15 protein-coding genes and 1 pseudogene are annotated in these 16,822 nt (G+C 72.2%); 10 read left to right on the plus strand and 6 right to left on the minus strand.

Translation table 11 applies throughout. The annotated features are described in order from the left end of the window. Window positions 1–55: 55 nt before the first annotated feature. A complete protein-coding gene (locus HUT10_RS41380) occupies window positions 56–1,414 on the minus strand; it encodes a DUF2252 domain-containing protein (RefSeq protein ID WP_176176173.1) in 1,359 nt (452 codons plus the stop codon). A 180-nt stretch (window positions 1,415–1,594) separates the two neighbouring features. Continuing rightward, window positions 1,595–2,827, minus strand: coding sequence for an ornithine--oxo-acid transaminase (gene rocD, locus HUT10_RS41385; protein WP_176176174.1), 1,233 nt, complete (start codon window positions 2,825–2,827; stop codon window positions 1,595–1,597). A 144-nt stretch (window positions 2,828–2,971) separates the two neighbouring features. Here rocD and HUT10_RS41390 point away from each other — a divergent pair, with 144 nt between their 5' ends. The 6 genes from HUT10_RS41390 to HUT10_RS41415 are packed head-to-tail and all read left to right on the plus strand — an operon-like array spanning window position 2,972 to window position 8,125. After that, window positions 2,972–3,292 carry a helix-turn-helix transcriptional regulator gene (locus tag HUT10_RS41390; protein WP_176176175.1) on the plus strand — a complete coding sequence of 107 codons (321 nt, stop codon included), beginning with the start codon at window positions 2,972–2,974 and terminating at the stop codon, window positions 3,290–3,292. After that, the gene (locus HUT10_RS41395; protein WP_176176176.1) at window positions 3,289–3,756 is read left to right on the plus strand and encodes an SRPBCC family protein; all 468 of its coding nucleotides are present in this window, start codon (window positions 3,289–3,291) and stop codon (window positions 3,754–3,756) included. Before HUT10_RS41390 ends, HUT10_RS41395 begins: the two co-directional genes overlap by 4 nt. A gap of 17 nt (window positions 3,757–3,773) precedes the next feature. Continuing rightward, entirely contained in the window at window positions 3,774–4,625 is an 852-nt protein-coding gene (locus tag HUT10_RS41400) for a PPK2 family polyphosphate kinase (protein ID WP_176176177.1), read from the plus strand. A gap of 20 nt (window positions 4,626–4,645) precedes the next feature. Continuing rightward, window positions 4,646–6,745: a prolyl oligopeptidase family serine peptidase gene (locus HUT10_RS41405; RefSeq protein ID WP_176176178.1), complete on the plus strand. Its 2,100-nt coding sequence runs from the start codon at window positions 4,646–4,648 to the stop codon at window positions 6,743–6,745. Continuing rightward, the gene (locus HUT10_RS41410) at window positions 6,742–7,692 is read left to right on the plus strand and encodes an LLM class F420-dependent oxidoreductase (protein ID WP_176176179.1); all 951 of its coding nucleotides are present in this window, start codon (window positions 6,742–6,744) and stop codon (window positions 7,690–7,692) included. The genes HUT10_RS41405 and HUT10_RS41410 overlap by 4 nt, the downstream gene beginning before the upstream one ends. Window positions 7,693–7,747: 55 nt before the next feature. Next, complete coding sequence (locus tag HUT10_RS41415) at window positions 7,748–8,125, plus strand: hypothetical protein (RefSeq protein ID WP_176176180.1); 378 nt, start codon at window positions 7,748–7,750, stop codon at window positions 8,123–8,125. On the opposite strand, the gene crcB is transcribed toward HUT10_RS41415, so the two are convergent. From crcB to HUT10_RS41430, 3 genes are read right to left on the minus strand one after another with little or no spacing between them, the layout of a single operon-like run. Then, on the minus strand, window positions 8,122–8,496 hold the full coding sequence (crcB, locus tag HUT10_RS41420; protein ID WP_176176181.1) for a fluoride efflux transporter CrcB: 375 nt from the start codon (window positions 8,494–8,496) through the stop codon (window positions 8,122–8,124). The two genes, HUT10_RS41415 and crcB, sit on opposite strands and share 4 nt — an antisense overlap. Then, on the minus strand, window positions 8,493–8,825 hold the full coding sequence (locus HUT10_RS41425; RefSeq protein ID WP_176176182.1) for a DUF190 domain-containing protein: 333 nt from the start codon (window positions 8,823–8,825) through the stop codon (window positions 8,493–8,495). Before HUT10_RS41425 ends, crcB begins: the two co-directional genes overlap by 4 nt. After that, window positions 8,825–9,226, minus strand: a complete 402-nt coding sequence (locus HUT10_RS41430; protein WP_176176183.1) for a CrcB family protein — start codon at window positions 9,224–9,226, stop codon at window positions 8,825–8,827. Before HUT10_RS41430 ends, HUT10_RS41425 begins: the two co-directional genes overlap by 1 nt. A gap of 143 nt (window positions 9,227–9,369) precedes the next feature. On the opposite strand from HUT10_RS41430, the gene HUT10_RS41435 reads away from it, so the two are divergent. From HUT10_RS41435 to HUT10_RS41450, 4 genes and pseudogenes are all read left to right on the plus strand, one after another. Continuing rightward, entirely contained in the window at window positions 9,370–10,938 is a 1,569-nt protein-coding gene (locus HUT10_RS41435; RefSeq protein ID WP_176176184.1) for an aminotransferase class I/II-fold pyridoxal phosphate-dependent enzyme, read from the plus strand. Continuing rightward, window positions 10,935–12,212 carry a lysine N(6)-hydroxylase/L-ornithine N(5)-oxygenase family protein gene (locus tag HUT10_RS41440; RefSeq protein ID WP_176176185.1) on the plus strand — a complete coding sequence of 426 codons (1,278 nt, stop codon included), beginning with the start codon at window positions 10,935–10,937 and terminating at the stop codon, window positions 12,210–12,212. Before HUT10_RS41435 ends, HUT10_RS41440 begins: the two co-directional genes overlap by 4 nt. Next, window positions 12,209–13,938, plus strand: a pseudogene (locus HUT10_RS41445) (IucA/IucC family siderophore biosynthesis protein). Before HUT10_RS41440 ends, HUT10_RS41445 begins: the two are co-directional and overlap by 4 nt. Continuing rightward, window positions 13,935–15,242, plus strand: a complete 1,308-nt coding sequence (locus HUT10_RS41450; protein ID WP_176178281.1) for a glutamine synthetase — start codon at window positions 13,935–13,937, stop codon at window positions 15,240–15,242. Before HUT10_RS41445 ends, HUT10_RS41450 begins: the two are co-directional and overlap by 4 nt. 182 nt (window positions 15,243–15,424) lie before the next feature. Here the strand turns inward: HUT10_RS41450 and HUT10_RS41455 are convergent, their stop codons facing one another. Continuing rightward, window positions 15,425–16,813: an FAD-binding oxidoreductase gene (locus tag HUT10_RS41455; protein WP_176176186.1), complete on the minus strand. Its 1,389-nt coding sequence runs from the start codon at window positions 16,811–16,813 to the stop codon at window positions 15,425–15,427. Between the last annotated feature and the right edge of the window lie 9 nt (window positions 16,814–16,822).

Here is a 16,822-nt window from a genome sequence, read left to right on the forward strand (position 1 = left end):
CCGGATGTGCGCGGTGCGCAGGAGGCCGCGTGGCCTATCGAGCGGGACCTGTCCGTCAGCTGCGCGCGAAGGCGGCGTGGTCGGCCTCCGTCCGGTCCGCGTACCGCACGGCGTACGCGCCCATCGCTTCGTCCAGCTCCGAGTCGTCCGCGAAGTAGCCCGCCAGCAGCTTCGGGTGCAGTGACCTCGTGTGGGCGCGGGCGAGCAGTGCGCCGGCCAGCCTGCCGTAGTCGTCGAGGTGGTCCCGCTCCAGCTGCGCCGGGTCGATGTCGCCCTTGAGGTTGCGGAACTGGCGGACGATGAACGGGACGCCGTCGATGGTCGTCCAGCCGAGGAGGATGTCCGTCTCGGCCTGGACCAGGCGGGCGCCGTCGACGATTCGCCGGCCTTCGTGTACCGCCTGCGGCAGGTCGAGGTACGGCGCCAGTGCGGGCCGCTGGGCCTGTTTCACCTGCAGCACCAGGTCTTCGTCGTCGTTGCCGTGCAGCAGGGCGACGTAGCTGCGCAAGCCGACGCTGCCCGTGCCGACCACCCGGAAGGCGACGTCGGCGAGCCGGTACCGCGCGATCAGCGTGCGCCGCGACTCGCGCAGGGTGTCCACATAGGACGCCAGACCGGCGGCGACGGCTTCGGCGGTCGCGGTGCCGACGGGCGTCAGCACCGGCGGGTCCGCGACGAACCGGTGGCGGGACAGGCCGGTCTCGTGGTCGTCGACGCGTTCGGTCCACTTCGCCGACACCTTCGCGCTGTCGTTCTTGCGGGCTTTCTCGGCCGCGTCGGCGAAGTCGTCGATCAGCTCGTCGGCGCGCGCCTTCGACAGCACCGACGAGTCCGGCAGCGCGTTCCAGCTGCGCAGGAACGGCAGCTCGGCCAGCGCGCGGACGGTCCGGCGGTAGGACTTCACGGCGTCTTCGGCGGCTTCCCGGCAGCCGGACTCGCGGATGCCGCCCTCGCGGCCGGCGAGCACGAGGCTGGCCGCGAGCCGCTTGAGGTCCCACTCCCACGGGCCCGGCACGGTCTCGTCGAAGTCGTTGATGTCCATCACGATCTTGCCCTCGGGGGTGCCGTAGAGCCCGAAGTTCGCCGCGTGCGCGTCACCGCAGAGCTGCGCGGTGAGCCCGGACGACGGCGTGCCGGCGAGGTCGGCGCCCATCAGCCCGGCCGCGCCGCGGAAGAAGGTGAACGGCGAAGCGAGCATCCGCTCCCGCCGGAGTTCGACCAGCTCCGGCAGCCGGCCGGAGTTGGTGGCGTCGAAGTACGCGCGCGGCGACGGCCGGTCATCCGCCGCGGCTTCGTGATCGTGCACGGCGGCCGGGGTTTTCTCCCGGAGCCGCTTCCCCTGTTCGTACAGCTCGGCCGGCGTGACGCTGTCGGTGCCGGCCAGCGGCCGTTCTGCCCACTCCCCTGATCCCATACCGGGCACAACGTCCGAAGCGGACGTTGTGCTCCCGGAAGCCGGGCAGGTCGCCGGTCGGGTGGTCTCAAGCGGCACCCGCGGGCCGGCGGCGGTCAGCCCGGCAAAGCCGGAGCGGGTGTCGGACGTTGTGCCCGGACGCCGCCGGGGCGGGAGGCTCACCCGGCGGCGTCCGGGGGTTCAGGGGCGGATCACCTCGGCGATCGCGTCGATGCCGCGGTCCAGCTCCTCGCGGGTGATCACCAGCGGCGGCGCGACCCGCAGGGTGCGCTCGTGCGTCTCCTTGCACAGCACGCCCCGCGCCATCAGGGCCTGCGACGCCGCCCGGCCCGACGGGCCGCCCGGGGCGATGTCGATGCCCGCCCACAGGCCGCGGCCGCGGACCTCGGACAGGCCATGGCCGACCAGCTCGGCCAGCCGCGTGTGCAGGTGCGCGCCCAGTTCGGTGGCCCGCTGCTGGAACTCGCCGGTCGACAGCAGCCGGACGACCGCCCGGCCGACCGCGCAGGCCAGCGGGTTGCCGCCGAAGGTCGAGCCGTGCTCGCCCGGCTTCAGCACGCCCAGCACGTCACGGCGGCCGGCCACCGCGGACACCGGCAGGATGCCGCCGCCGAGGGCCTTGCCGAGGGTGTAGACGTCCGCGTGGACCCCTTCGTGGTCCAGCGCCAGCACCGTGCCGGTGCGGGCCAGCCCGGACTGGATCTCGTCGGCGATCAGCAGCACGCCGTGCTCGTCGCACGCCTGCCGGACATCGGCGAAATAGCCCTCCGGCGGCACGATCACGCCGGCCTCGCCCTGCACCGGCTCCAGCAGCACCGCGGCCGTGCGCGGGGTGATCGCGTCACGCAGCGCGGCCGCGTCGCCGTACTTCACCGTGACGAAGCCCGGCGTGAACGGGCCGAAGTCGGCGCGGGCGGTCTCGTCGGTCGAGAACGACACGATCGTCGTGGTCCGGCCGTGGAAGTTCGAGCCGGCGACGATGATCTCGGCGGTGCCGTCCGGCACGCCCTTGACCCGGTGCGCCCACTTGCGGGCGATCTTCACCGCGGACTCGACGGCCTCGGCGCCGGAGTTCATCGGCAGCACCAGGTCGGTGCCGGTCAGCTCGGCCAGCTCGCGGCAGAACAGCCCCAGCTGGTCGTGGTGGAACGCCCGCGACGTCAGCGTGACGCGCCCGAGCTGTTCGACGGCGGCGGCGACCAGGTCCGGGTGGCGGTGGCCGAAGTTCAGCGCCGAGTAGCCGGAGAGGAAGTCGAGGTAGGACCGGCCTTCGACGTCGGTCACCGAGGCGCCCGAGGCTTCGGCGATCACGACGGGCAGCGGGTGGTAGTTGTGCGTGCTCCACCGCTCGTCGAGCTCGATGAAGCTCGCGGCGGTGGGGGCGGCGGTCTCCCGGCCGGCGAACGTCGTCATGCGTTCAGGTTAGAGGCAGAACACGCAGACTTCAGCCGGGATTCATTGCTTTCACCCGTTGTTCGTTGCGCAATATCCCGTTCACGCCAGCGAAACATTGCGTGACGGTTGACGGCGACGTCGGTAAGTCGTAACTTACCGTTCGTGGCGACTTACGGAAGCGACCAGCTGGCCGCCCTCGCCGACCCGTCGCGCCGCGCGATCTTCGAAGCGCTGCGTGACGGGCCGCGCGCGGTCGGCGAGCTGGCCGCGGACCTCCCGATCAGCCGCCCGGCCGTGTCGCAGCACCTCAAGGTGCTCAAGGCGGCCGGCCTGGTCACCGACCGGGCCGCCGGCACCAAGCGGCTCTACCGGCTCGAACCGGCCGGGATCGCCGCCCTGCGCGCCTACCTCGACGGGATGTGGTCGGACGCGCTGAAGGCCTTCGCCGAACTGGCGGAATCCACCGAAGAGGAGCAGTCATGACCTTGGAACCCCTCCGCAAGAGCGTCACCGTCGCCTGCTCGCGGGAGCACGCGTTCAAGACCTACACCGAGGCCTTCGACAGCTGGTGGCCGCGGCAGCATCACATCGGCGCGGCCGACCTCGCCGAAGCCGTCCTCGAAGCGAAGGAAGGCGGGCGCTGGTACGAGCGGACCGTCGACGGCGCCGAGTGCCAGTGGGGCGAGGTGCTGGTCTGGGAGCCGCCGGCCCGGGTGGTGCTGTCCTGGCGCATCGACGGCGACTGGCGGATCGATCCGGATCCGGCGAACGCGAGCGAGATCGAGGTCAGATTCATCGAGGAAGGGCCGCGCAGCACCCGCGTCGAGCTCGAGCACCGCGGCTTCGAGCGCCACGGCGAAACCGGCCCGAAGGTGCGCGAAGGCGTCTCGGGCGAAGGCGGGCACGGCACCCTGCTGAAGCTCTTCGCCGAGAAAGCCGCCGCCTGAGCGGTTAGCCTGCCGGGATGGCCAAGAAGGACGAGGGAAGCCGGGTCCGGGACACACTGCGCGTCGGCGGCGAGCTGCCGGATCCGGGTTCGGCCCCGGTCGGGCCCGGCAAGAAGGCGAAGGCCCTCGAGCGGCTCGGCAGCGCGGGCGAGCGGCTCTCCGCGCTGCAGGAGGCGCTCTACGCCGAGGGCGTCGGCGGCGGCAACCGCAGCGTGCTGCTGGTGCTGCAGGGCATGGACACCTCCGGCAAGGGCGGCACCGTCTCGCACGTGCTCGGCCTGGTCAACCCGATGGGTGTCCGGTACGCCGCGTTCAAGAAGCCGACCGCGGTCGAACGGCGGCACCACTACCTCTGGCGGATCCGCAAGCAGCTGCCCGCGCCGGGCCGGATCGGTGTCTTCGACCGGTCGCACTACGAGGACATCCTCGTCCCGCAGGTGTCCGGCCTGCTGACCGCGGCCGAGCGCCGCCGCCGGTACGCCGAGCTCAACGCGTTCGAGGCCGAGCTGGCCGAGGCGGGCACCACGGTCCTCAAGGTGTTCCTGCACATCTCGCCGGAGGAGCAGCTCAAGCGGCTCAAGGCCCGGCTCGTCACGCCCGAGAAGCGCTGGAAGTACAACCCGGGCGACCTCGAAGCCCGCTCGCACTGGCCCGCCTACGCGAAGGCCTACGCCGGCATCTTCGAAAAGACCTCGACCGCGCAGGCTCCCTGGTACGCGGTGCCCGCCGACCACAAGTGGTACCGCAACTGGGCCGTCGCCGAGCTGCTCATCGAGACCCTCGCGGACCTGAAGCCGCGGTTCCCGGAACCGGACTACGACGTCGAGGCCGAGCTGGCCAAGCTGAAGGGCGTTGGCGTCTCCGCGTGATCGTCTGGAAGAGTGCGGGCGTGACCGATGTCGACGACCTCCCGTTCCTCCGCAAACAGGCCCGGACCCAGCGCTTCACCCTCGGCGCGCCGAAGGAGTTCCGGGTGGCCCCGGACGGCTCCCGCGTGCTGTTCCTGCGCGCGGAGTCGGGCACCGACCCCCGGCACAGCCTCTGGTCGGCCGACCTGGCGACCGGCGCCGAGACCAAGCTCGTCGACGCCGCCGAGCTGCTGCCCGGCGAAGAGGAGCTGCCGGCCGAAGAGCGCGCGCGGCGCGAACGGGCCCGCGAGACCGGCGGCGGCGTCGTGCACTACGGCGTCGACGCGGCCTTCACGGTCGCGGTGTTCTCGCTCTCGGGCAAGCTCTACACCCTGGACCTCGCCTCGGGCGAGGTGACGCTGCGCGTCGACGGCTCGGTCATCGACCCGCGGCCCGACCCCACCGGAACGCACGTCGCCTACGTGCAGAACCGGCGGCTGCACGTGCTGGAGCTGGCCACCGGCGACGACCGCGTGCTGGTCGAGGAGGATGGCGAGGACATCGCCTGGGGCCTCGCCGAGTTCATCGCCGCCGAGGAGATGGACCGCACCCGCGGCTACTGGTGGGCCCCCGACGGCCGCAGCGTCTTGGCCGAGCGCTCCGACCGCGGCCCGGTCCCGCGCTGGACCATCGCCGACCCCGCCAACCCGCAGCACCCGGCGAACGTCGTCGCCTACCCGGCCGCGGGCACCACGAACGCCCTGGTGTCGCTGGCCGTGCTCGGCCTGGACGGCTCGCGCGTCGACGTGGCGCCGGGCGACTGGGAGTACCTGGCCTCGGTGCACTGGTCGGCAGGCGGCGCGCCGCTGCTCGCCGTGCAGCCGCGCGACCAGAAGCGGATGGACGTCCTCGCCCTCGACGTCACCGACGGCTCGACGTCGGTCGTGCACACCGCGAGCGACCAGCACTGGATCGACATCGTCGGCGGCGTGCCGGCGTGGACGCCCGACGGCCGCCTGGTCGTCGAGGGCATGGTCGACGGCGACCACCGGCTCTTCGTCGGCGGCGAGGCCGTCACGCCGGCCGGGCTGCAGCTGCGGGCCGTGCTCGACGTCGGCGCCGAGATCCTGTTCAGCGCCTCGGAGGACGACCCGACGCAGATCCACGTCTTCCGCACCGAAGGCGCGTCGGTGCGCCGACTGTCCACTGTGGACGGCGTGCACGTCGGCGCCGGGTCCGCCGCGGTCACCGTGCTGTCGTCGTGGAGCCTGGAACACAGCGGGCCGCGCGTCTCGGTGCTGCGCGACGCCGAGCCGGTCGCCACGATCGAGTCGTCCACTGTGGACCCGGACATCGTGCCGAACCTGACCTGGCTGACGCTGGGGGAGCGCGGCCTGCGCGCGGCGCTGCTGCTGCCGCGCGGGTACGAGCCGAGCGAGGGCAAGCTGCCGGTGCTGCTCGACCCGTACGGCGGGCCGCACGCGCAGCGCGTCCTGCAGAGCCGCAACGCGTTCCTGACGTCGCAGTGGCTGGCCGACCAGGGCTTCGCGGTGCTGGTCGCGGACGGCCGCGGCACGCCGGGCCGCGGGGCGGTGTGGGAGCGCGAGATCCACGGGCGCCTCGCCGACGTCACCCTGCAGGACCAGGCCGACGCCCTGCAGGCGGCGGCCGCCCGATTCCCCGAGCTGGACACCGAGCGCGTCGCGATCCGCGGCTGGTCCTACGGCGGGTACCTGTCGGCGCTGGCCGTGCTGCGGCGCCCGGACGTCTTCCACGCGGCGGTCGCGGGCGCGCCGGTCACCGACTGGTCGCTCTACGACACGCACTACACCGAGCGCTACCTCGGGAAGCCGCAGGACGAACCCGAGAGCTACGCGCACAACTCGCTGATCGAGAGCGCGGCCGAGCTGAGCCGGGCGCTGCTGATCGTGCACGGGCTGGCCGACGACAACGTGTTCGTCGCGCACGCGCTGCGGCTGTCGTCGGCGTTGCTGGCCAAGGGCCGCCCGCACGTGTTCCTGCCGCTGGCGGGCGCGACCCACATGACACCGCAGGCCGAAGAGGTCGCGGAGAACCTGATGCGCACGCAGGTGGACTGGCTGCTGCGCGAACTGTCGGCCGTGGACAAGGAGAACGCATGAGCCGCTGGGGACTCACGATCCCGCTGACCGGGGTGCCGCTGACCGCGCACCGCGAGCTGGTGGAACAGCTGCCGGACCTGGGCTACACGGACGCGTGGACGGCGGAGACGGCGGGCACGGACGCGTTCACGCCGCTGGTGCTGGCCTCGCAGTGGGCGCCCCAGCTGCGGCTGGGCACGGCGATCGTCCCGGTGTACACGCGCGGCCCCGGCCTGCTGGCGATGCAGGCGGCGACGGTGGCGGAGCTGGCACCCGGCCGGTTCGTCCTCGGCATCGGCGCGTCGTCCCCGGTGATCGTGTCGAGCTGGAACGCGGCCGCCTTCGAAGAGCCGTTCGCCCGCTCCCGCGACACGCTGCGCTTCCTGCGTTCGGCGCTGACCGGGGAAAAGGTCAGCGAGAAGTACGAGACGTTCGCGGTGTCGAAGTTCCGCTTGGAGCGGCCGGCGGACCCGCCGCCGTCGATCATGCTGGCGGCGCTCCGCCCGGGCATGCTCCGCCTGGCGGCGCGCGAGGCGGACGGCGCGATCACGAACTGGCTCGCCGCTTCCGACGTCCCGAAGGTGCGTTCGGTGGTGGGTCCGGACGTGGAGCTGGCGGCCCGCATCTTCGTCTGCCCGACGGAGGACGCCGAAGCGGCCCGCGGCCTGGGCCGGATGTTGATTTCGAGCTATCTGACGGTCCCGGTGTACGCGGCGTTCCACGAGTGGCTGGGCCGCGGCGAGGCGCTCGCGCCGATGCACGAGGCCTGGGCGGCGGGGGACCGGCAGAAGGCGAACCAGGTGATCCCGGACGCGGTGGTCGACGAGCTGGTGATCCACGGCAGTGTGGAGTCGTGCCGCGAGCAGGTCCAGACCTATGTGGACAACGGGCTGACCACGCCGATCATCGCCCTGCTGCCGACCGGGGACGACCCGTTCGAGCAGGTGCGCGGCCTGGCGCCGCGCTGATATTGCGTTGCCCTCCTCCGGGGCCGGGTGTTTCCTGGCCACGGAGGAGGGACGGATGCGACGGAAGACGCCGCCGGAGAAGAAGCGGCTGAGCTACCTGAAGGACCGGCGGGACGACTACGGCGAAAACGCCAAGTCGAGCCGCAAGAACCTGCCGCGCAGCAAGGCGTTCGCGCGCCGCGCGAACCGCGCGCGGGAGAGCCTCGCCCTGCGCGCGGCGACCGGCGTGCCCGACGAAGCCCGCGCGGAGGCGGCCGAGCTGCGGTTGCTGGGGCGCCGCCGCCGGGTGAAGCGTAAGTGGGCCGGCGCCACGCTGGGCGAGTACGTCGAGTGGAAGCTCGAGCGCCGCGCGGGCCGGGAAAACGGCGAGGCCCGGCGGCTCGAGGAGGCACTCGGCCGCGTGCAGGAGCGGCTGGGGCGTCCGGACCGCTAGGCGAAGACCGCGGTGGCGAGAAGCAGGCCCAGCGCGCCCGCCGCCAGGCCCGCGAGGACGGTGACGACCACGTTGAGCACCGCGTACAGCCGCGTCTTCTCCAGGAACAGCCGGACCGTCTCGTAGCCGAACGTCGAGAACGTCGTCAGGCCGCCGCAGAAGCCCACCGCCACCAGCGCTCGCACCGATGACGGCTCTGCGCCGTGCAGGAGCCAGCCGCTGAGGAAGCCCAGGATGAACGAGCCCGCGATGTTCACCGTCAGCGTCCCGAACGGGAACGGCGAGTCGCGCCACTGCTGGACCTTCCGGTCGGTCAGGTAGCGCAGGATCGAGCCCGCCGCGCCGCCCAGGGCCACCAAAACGAGGGTCACTCCGTCCGCCCCCTGTGGCGGACCACCTCGACCTGGTCGAGCGTCACCAGCCCTTCGCCGACCAGCTCGTCCAGCTGGGGCAGGAACGCGCGCAGCTTCGGCTCCTCGTCGATGATCACGATCACCACGGGCAGGTCCTCCGAGAGCGACAGGATCTGCGTCGTGTGGATCAGCGACGAAGCGCCGTAGCCCTCGACGCCGCGAAGCACCGAAGCGCCGGCGAGGCCGGCATCGCGGGCCCGGCGGACGATCTCGTGGTAGAGCGGCTTGTGGTGCCAGTGGTCGTCTTCGCCGAGGTAGATCGTGAGGCGGGTGGCAGGTCCTTCCATCAGCGTCCCTTTCGCACCGCGCGCGTCGCTGCCAGGCCGGCCGCGACGGCCGTCAGGCACAGCCCCACCGAGGCGGCCACGTACGCCAAGGATCCCATGAGACGCCCGGTCGTCGCGGCCTCGAGCGTGTCGGTGACGAACGTGGAGAAGGTCGTGAAGCCGCCGAGGATGCCGACGCCGAGGAACGGGCGGAGGAGGTGGTGCGGGCGCGCGGTGGTGGTCAGCACCGCCATCAGGACGCCGATGAGCAGGCAGCCGAGCACGTTGGTGAGCAGGGTGGCGACGGCGAACTCGCCGCGCGCGTGCGGGATCGCGACGGACAGGCCGTAGCGGGCGAGGCTGCCGAGCGCGCCGCCGGCGCCGATGGCCGCCAGGACGTCCCACCGGGGCACGCTGATCACCTCCTCGCGGTGAACCTACTCCCGATGGCCGACGCGTCGCCGCCACCCGGTCGAGCATGCTGGACGGGACCGGATGACAGGCAGCCGTCGGTCGCCGTAGTGTTGCTCAGTGTAGGCAAGGCAACCCTAAGAAAGGCGGGCACATGCGGGCAGACGGGCTGGCCGGAGGCGACGGCGGCGCGGACCGGCTCGGCGAGCTGATCCCGGTGGCCCTGCGCGGAATGGCGGCCGGCGTGGCAGAACGCGGCGGCCCGATCCCGGCAGGCGGCCCGGCGGCCGTGGCGGCGGCCCTGGTGGCGGAGCGTGGCGAGCCCGCGCAGGACATCGAGCCGGACACGGTTCCGCCCGAGCCGACCGCGGCGCACGCTGGGCCGAACCACCCCGAACCCGCGCAGACCGGCAGCCGGGAGCCCGCCGCAGCCGGGCCGGGCGCCGGACCCTCTCGAACCGGTGCCCTGCCCCGCCGCGGTGTCGGGGCCGAAGCCGCGCTCGAACAGCTCAGCCGGCTGCTCGCCGCCGGGTCCGCGGATCCCGCCGATCCCGCCTGCGCCGCCCACCTCCACTGCCCCCCTCTCGCCGTCTCCGTGGCCGCCGATGTCGTCGCCGGGGCCCTCAACCCCTCCATGGACTCCTGGGACCAGGCCCCCGTCGCAGGCGAACTCGAACGCGAATTCACCACCGGGATCGCCCGGCTCTGCTACCCCGAGGCCGCGCACCCCGACGCCGTCGTCACCACCGGGGGCACCGAATCCAACCTCCTCGGCCTGCTCCTCGCCCGCGAAAACGGCGTCGTCCAGCCCGTCTGCGGGGCCAACGCCCACCACAGCGTCGCCAGGGCCGCCTGGCTGCTCGGCCTGCCCGCCCCGATCGTCGTCCCCTGCGAGGGTGACCGCCTGCTCCCCGAGGCGCTCGACCGGATCCTCACCCCCGGCTGCGTCGTCGTCGCGACCGCCGGGACCACCAACACCGGCACCCTCGACCCGCTGCCCGCAATCGCCGAGATCTGCCGTCGACACGGCGCAAGGCTGCACGTCGATGCGGCCTACGGCGGGTTGGCGCTCTGCAGCGACACGCTCAAACCCAAGCTCGCCGGGCTCGACCTGGCCGACTCCGTCGCGCTCGACCTGCACAAGTTCGGCTGGCAGCCGGTCGCCGCCGGGCTCTTCGCCGCCCGCGAGGCCGCCGACTTGGCCGCGCTCACCGTCCGGGCCGAGTACCTCAACGCCGACGACGACACCGAGGCCGGCCTGCCCGACCTGCTCGGCCGCTCCATCCGGACGTCCCGGCGGCCGGACGCCTTCCGGATGGCCGTCACCGTGCACGCGCTCGGCACCGACGGCCTCGGCGCGCTCGTCGAACGCTGCTGCGCCACCGCGACCGAGCTCGCCCGGCACGTCGACGCCCACCCCGGCCTGCGGCTCTGGGGTCCGCCCGATCTGTCCACAGTGGTCCTGCGGCCGGTCGCCGCCGACGAGACGGGCGGTGACGAGCTCGTCGCGCGCGTCCGCCGGGCCCTGCTCGAGGCGGGCACCGCCGTGATCGGCCGGGCCGCGCTGCCGACCGGGCCCGGCGGCGCGAACCAGCTGTGGCTCAAGCTGACGCTGCTGCACCCGCACACCACCGTCGCCGACTACCTGCCGCTGCTCGACCGGATCGTCGCCACGGCCGGTGCCGAGCTCGTCGCCGTCCGGGAAAGCCCGGTCGCTTCGTGAGGCGCCACCACCTCGCCGGGGTCGGGATCGGGCCGTTCAACCTCTCGCTCGCCGCCCTCGCCACCGGCGTCGACGGCCTCGACGCCGTCTTCTTCGACGCGCGCCCGGAGTTCCGCTGGCACCCCGGCCTGCTCGTCGAGGGCGCGACGCTGCAGGTGCCGTTCCTGGCCGACCTCGTCACCCTGGTCGACCCGACGAACCCGTTCTCCTTCCTCAACTACCTGCGCGACCGCGGCCGGCTGCTGCCGTTCTACTTCGCCGAGCGGTTCCACCCGGCGCGCGAAGAGTACGACGACTACGGCCGCTGGGCCGCCGCGCGGCTGCCGTCGTGCCACTTCGGGCACGAAGTGACCGGCATCCGCTGGGCCGGTGACGCCTTCGAGCTCACCATCGCCGGGCGCGAGCCGGTGCTGGCGGACCACGTCGTACTCGGCGTCGGCTCGGTGCCGTCGGTGCCGGAACCGCTGCGCGAGCCGGTCGCCGACCCCGGTGTCCTGGCCCTGCACTCGGCCGACTACCTGACGCACCGGGACGCGCTGCTCGCCGCGGACAGCGTCACCGTGGTCGGCTCCGGGCAGTCGGGCGCCGAAGTCGTCCTCGACCTCCTCCGCGGCCGATCCACTGTGGACGGCCTGCGCTGGCTCGCCCGGACACCGGCGTTCGCGCCGATGGAGTACTCGAAGCTCGGGCTGGAGCAGTTCACCCCGGACTACACCGCGTACTTCCACGGCCTGCCCGAAGCCGTCCGCGACCGGCTGCTGCCCACGCAGTGGCAGCTGTACAAGGGCATCGACACCGAAACGATCGGCGCGATCCACGACGAGCTCTACCGCCGCAGCATCACAGGCCCACCCGGTGCGGTGCTCACGCCCGGCGTCGAAGTCATCGGATCGTCCAGAGTGGACGACGAGATCGAACTGGTTGTGCGGCACGCGCAGCAGGGCCGTAACGGGACGGTGCGCACCAAGGCCGTCGTCGCGGCCACCGGGTACGTGGAGGCGCCGACCGGGCCGCTGCTGGCCGGGCTCGGCGACGCCGTCCGCCGCGACCGGCAGGGCCGCCTCGACGTCGGCGCCGACTACCGCGTCGCGCTCGACGTGCCCGGCTCGCTGTTCGTGCAGAACGCCGAACGGCACACCCACGGGCCCGGCGCGCCCGACCTCGGGCTCGGCGCGTGGCGCGCGGCCGTGATCCTCAACGCCGTGTGCGGCAAGACCGTGCACGAGCTGCCCGACCGCACCGCCTTCACCACGTTCGGCCTGGAGGACAAGTGAGCACCGACGAGGCGGCCGCCTGGCGCGCGGCCGGCGCCCTGATCACGCACAAGATGCTCGGTGAACTGTCCTACGAGCACATGCTGGAGCCGGTCGCCGACGGGGACGCCTACCGGCTGGAGCTGCCCGGCGCGGTCTACACGTTCCGGGCCCGGCGGGGCGCCTTCGACGCGTGGACGGTCGAACCCGGCAGCGCGCGCCGGTCCGGCGAACCGGTCACCGACCCGCGCACCCTCGTCGTGGACGCCCGCGAAGTGCTGGGGCTGAGCGGGCTGCGGCTGGCCGACGTGCTCGCCGAGCTGACCTCGACGGTCGCCAACGAGGCCGCCCGCCTGCGCCGCGCCCCGACCGCGGCCGCACTGTCCACGATGGACTACAACGTCGCCGACGGGCACCTCACCGGCCACCCGCGGCTGGTGCTCAACAAGGGCCGCGTCGGGTTCTCCGCGCGCGACCGGGCCCGGTACGCGCCCGAGGCGGGCGCGGACGTCCGGCTGCGCTGGTTCGCCGTCCACCCGGACCACGCCGAGTTCCGCTGCGTCGACGAGCTGAGCCGGGACGCGCTGCTGGCCGCCGAACTCGGCGAGCAGCGCGAAGAATTCGCCGCCAAGGCACCCGGGGACTACGTCTGGGTGCCGGTGCACCCGTGGCAGGCCGACGAAATCCTCGGCACGCTCTACGCCGCCGAGCTGGCCACCGGCGTCGTGATCGACCTCGGGGAGAGCGCCGACGCCTACCGCCCGCACCAGACGGTCCGGACCCTGGCCAACGTCAGCACCCCGGCCGGCACGACGTCAAGACCGCGGTGTCGGTGCGGAACACGCTCGTCTACCGCGGGCTCAACTCGGCGGCCACGCTCGCCGGGCCGTCCGTGACGACGTGGCTGCGCCGGGTCGGCGCCGCCGACCCGCTGCTGACCGGGAAGTACCGGTTCGGGCTGCTCGGCGAGGTGGCCAGCGTCTCGGTGCAGCACCCGCTGTTCGGGCACCTCGAGGAACTGCCGTACCGGTTCCACGAAACCCTCGGAGCGCTGTGGCGCGAGCCCATCCGGCTCGAGCACGGGGAACGCGCCATCTCGTTCGCCGCGCTGCCGTACCGCGGCCCGGACGGCGGCTCCGTGCTGGCGCACCTGATCGGCGGCGGCGACCCGGTGGCGTGGCTGACGCGGCTGTTCGACCTGCTGCTGACGCCGTTGCTGCAGTGGCTGCTGCGCCACGGCGTCGGGTTCTGCCCGCACGGCCAGAACCTGATCCTGGTGGTCGACGCGGCCGGGTTCCCGCAGCGGGTGCTGATCAAGGACTTCGCGCAGGGCGTCGACCTGCTCGACGAGCCGCTGGAGAGCTACGCGTCCCTGCCGCCCGAAGCGGCCGCGGACATGCTGCGCTGGCCCGCGCACCTGCTGGCCCAGTCGCTGTTCAGCTCGGTGTTCTCCGGCCAGTTCCGGTTCTGGGCCGAGGTCCTGCTCGACGAACTGGGCCTGCCGCGGGCGGCGTTCTGGGCGCCGGTGCGGGAGATCGCCGTCCGGTACCGGGACGAGAACCCGGACCTGGCGGCCCGGTTCGACGCGTGCCGCCTGTTCGCGCCGGACGTGGAGCGGGTGACGCTCAACCGGGAGCACTTCGCCGGGCAGGGCTTCGACAAGGTGGAGCGGGACGACGAGTTCGACGTGCGCTGGGGGCGGGTGCCGAACCCGCTGCACGCGCCGGATCCGGGCGGCGCGTGGTGACGGCGTTCGCGCGGCCGGTCGGGCCGCGGTCCCTGGCCGCCCGGCGCGCGGCGGCCGTGGTGGGGGAGGGCGTCCTGCGCGGGGTGCTCGGCGAGGAAGGGGCCCGGTTGCTGCTGCTGGTTCCCGATCCGCACGCGCGGTTCGCCGCGGTGGAGCTGGCCGGGCCGTTTGCCGCCTCCGTCCTCGACGACGGTTACGGGGTCTGCAGCTACGTCCTCGCTTGGTCGCCGTCCCGCGATCCGCTGCCGGCCTCCGGCGTGCTCGGCGGGTACCTCGAGGGGTTCGGTGATCTGCGGGTGCGGCCGGATGCCGCTTCGGCCATCCCGCTCGGCGAGGGCACCTGGGCCGTTGTCGGTGATGTCGAATGGCCTTCGGGCGTGGCCGCCGAGCTGGCGCCCCGGGAGGTGTTGCGGACTCAGCTCACCGCCCTGGAGGGGCTGGGTCTCGTTCCTTCGGTCGGGATCGAGCACGAGGTCGTCTTCCGGGATTCCTCCGGGGTGCCGCTCACCTCTCATGGTGTCGACTATGCGGTGGGGGGTACCGAACGGCTGGTTCCGCTGCTGGGGGAGCTGAGGCGGGAGCTGGCCGAGGCGGGGCTCGGGGTCGAGTCGGCTCGGGCGGAGTGTCATCCGGGGCAGTACGAGATCGTTCTGCGGCACCGGGATGCTCTGGCTGCCTGTGATGATGTCCTTCTGCAGCAGCTGGTTGTCCGGCGGGTTGCCGCTCGGCATGGGATCGTTGCCGACTATCTCGCTGCTCCTGAGCCCGGGCAGGGGAACTCCGGGCACGTTCACCTTTCCCTGTCTGCCGTGGATGGCTCGGAAGCCGATCTGCTGGGTGGTTTTCTGGCCGGTGTCCTTCGGGATGCTCGGGCGCTGACCGCTGTTTGGTCGCCTACCTGGAACGGGTTCGTGCGGTTGCGGACTTCGCCGTTTTCCCCGCTGGATGTCCGGTGGGGTCATGATGATCGGACCGCTTCGGTTCGGGTTGCCGGGCCCTCCTCGGAGCCTCGGCTGGAGTTCCGGTTTGCCGGGGCCGATGCTCAGCCTCATCTTGTGGTTGCTGCTCTTTTGGCCGCTGGGCGGTTCGGGTTGGAAGAGGGGTTGAGGGCTCCGGAGGCCGGGGTTTCGCTGGGGTCTCTTGCCGGGTCGCCTTGGGAGGCTTTGTCGTTGCTGGATCGGGTGGGGGAGTTGCTGGGTTCGGATGTTGCTGCTCAGCTTTCCGCTCTTCTCGGTGAAGAGATTGATTCCGGGTTGTCCGCTGTTACTGATTGGCAGCGGTGGCGGGGTTCTCTTCGATCCTGATTTATGTTTCAGGTTGGTGTTTTCTCCGCCACCCCGATGCCCGATTGTGACTACGGCCGGCGGCAGGTTGTCAAGGCGGGAAAGCGTGCCTTGACAACCTGCCGCCGGCCGTGTTGGGGCTTCGGATCGGGGTTGCGGGGGTCTGGGTGCCCCCTTCGGGGGCTTTCGCTCCCGTCTTGGGTCTATTGCGGGCGGATGTTCTGGTTGATGTGGAACACGTTCTCCGGGTCGTACTTCTTCTTCACCGCGGCCAAGCGGTCGTAGTTGTCCCGGTACGATGCCCTCACTCGGTCCTGGCCCTCCTCCATCATGAAGTTGATGTACGCCCCTCCTGCCGATGTCGGGTGGAGTTCCTCCCAGTAGTTCCTCGTCCACCGGGCGATCTTCTCCGCGTTCTCCGGTTGGGGGTCCACTCCGACGATCACGCCCGACCAGCCGCCTTCTCGGTGGGGGAACGCCGTTGCGTTCGCCGGTACCCTGCTGGCCGCTCCGTCGATCGGGTACAGGTGCATCGACGAATGCATGGTCGGGAGGTCCTCGCCGTTCTTCAGGTGGATTTCTATTGCCTCGTCGGTGATTTCGTGGAACACGTCCGCGCGCCAGTACCACTGCAGGCCCGGCGGGTACAGCGCGTCGAATGCTCCCTGCAACGCCGTGTAAGGCATGTTCTGCAGACCCACCAGCAGCGGTTCCCCGAACGAACGGACCGGTTCCAGTACTTCGTCCGCCTTGTCGTGCGCTCCCGTGTAGCACCAGACGATCCCGCACGCCTTGCGGCCCCACAGGTGCTCCGGGAACGGGGGTGCCGGGGGCACCGTCAGGAGGCCGAACCAGCCGTTCAGCTCCTCCGGCAACGACGGCAGCAGCTCGCGGTACCAGCGCAGCACCTCCGGGGTGTCGGCCAGGTCGTAGAGCACCGGGCCGCCGATCACCACGCCGTTCTCGCCGATGTCGTGGCAGCGGAACGTGAACGACGTCACCACTCCGAAGTTGCCTCCTCCGCCGCGCAGGGCCCAGAACAGGTCCGGGTGCTCGGACTCCGAGGCGTGGACGAACGAGCCGTCGGCCAGGACCACGTCCGCTCCCAGCAGGTTGTCGACCGTCAGGCCGAACCGTCTCGCCAGGTAACCGATGCCGCCGCCGAGGGTCAGGCCCGCCACCCCCGTCGAGGCCACGATGCCCGATGGGGTGGCCATGCCGAACGCCACCGTGGCGTGGTCGACGTCGCCCCAGGTGCAGCCGGCGTCGGCGCGAACCGTGTGGTGCTCCGGGTCCACCGTCGTGCTGCGCAGCCTCGACAGGTCGATCACGAGCGCACCGTCGGCCACCCCCAGGCCGCCCGCGTTGTGGCCGCCGCCGCGGACCGCGATGTCCAAGCCTTTGGCCCGGCCGTAGCGGATGCAGGTGACCACGTCGGCGGCGTCGCGGCAGTAGGCGATCGCCGCCGGGTGCTTGTCGATCATGGCGTTGTAGACCGCGCGGGACTCTTCGTAGCCCGGGTGGCTCGGCGTGATCAGGTCGCCGCGCAAGGTGGCGGCCAGTTCCTCGTGCGGCAAGGCGGTGGTGGTCATGAGGGCCCC

This window comes from Amycolatopsis sp. Hca4, from assembly GCF_013364075.1.
Lineage (GTDB): Bacteria > Actinomycetota > Actinomycetes > Mycobacteriales > Pseudonocardiaceae > Amycolatopsis.

Bases quoted from the DNA above. Each gene is read 5' to 3' on its own strand.
- HUT10_RS41380 (WP_176176173.1), bottom strand. From the start codon at position 1,414: ATGGGATCAGGGGAGTGGGCAGAACGGCCGCTGGCCGGCACCGACAGC.
- rocD (WP_176176174.1), bottom strand. From the start codon at position 2,827: ATGACGACGTTCGCCGGCCGGGAGACCGCCGCCCCCACCGCCGCGAGC.
- HUT10_RS41395 (WP_176176176.1), top strand. From the start codon at position 3,289: ATGACCTTGGAACCCCTCCGCAAGAGCGTCACCGTCGCCTGCTCGCGG.
- HUT10_RS41400 (WP_176176177.1), top strand. From the start codon at position 3,774: ATGGCCAAGAAGGACGAGGGAAGCCGGGTCCGGGACACACTGCGCGTC.
- HUT10_RS41410 (WP_176176179.1), top strand. From the start codon at position 6,742: ATGAGCCGCTGGGGACTCACGATCCCGCTGACCGGGGTGCCGCTGACC.
- HUT10_RS41415 (WP_176176180.1), top strand. From the start codon at position 7,748: ATGCGACGGAAGACGCCGCCGGAGAAGAAGCGGCTGAGCTACCTGAAG.
- HUT10_RS41425 (WP_176176182.1), bottom strand. From the start codon at position 8,825: ATGGAAGGACCTGCCACCCGCCTCACGATCTACCTCGGCGAAGACGAC.
- HUT10_RS41435 (WP_176176184.1), top strand. From the start codon at position 9,370: ATGCGGGCAGACGGGCTGGCCGGAGGCGACGGCGGCGCGGACCGGCTC.
- HUT10_RS41455 (WP_176176186.1), bottom strand. From the start codon at position 16,813: ATGACCACCACCGCCTTGCCGCACGAGGAACTGGCCGCCACCTTGCGC.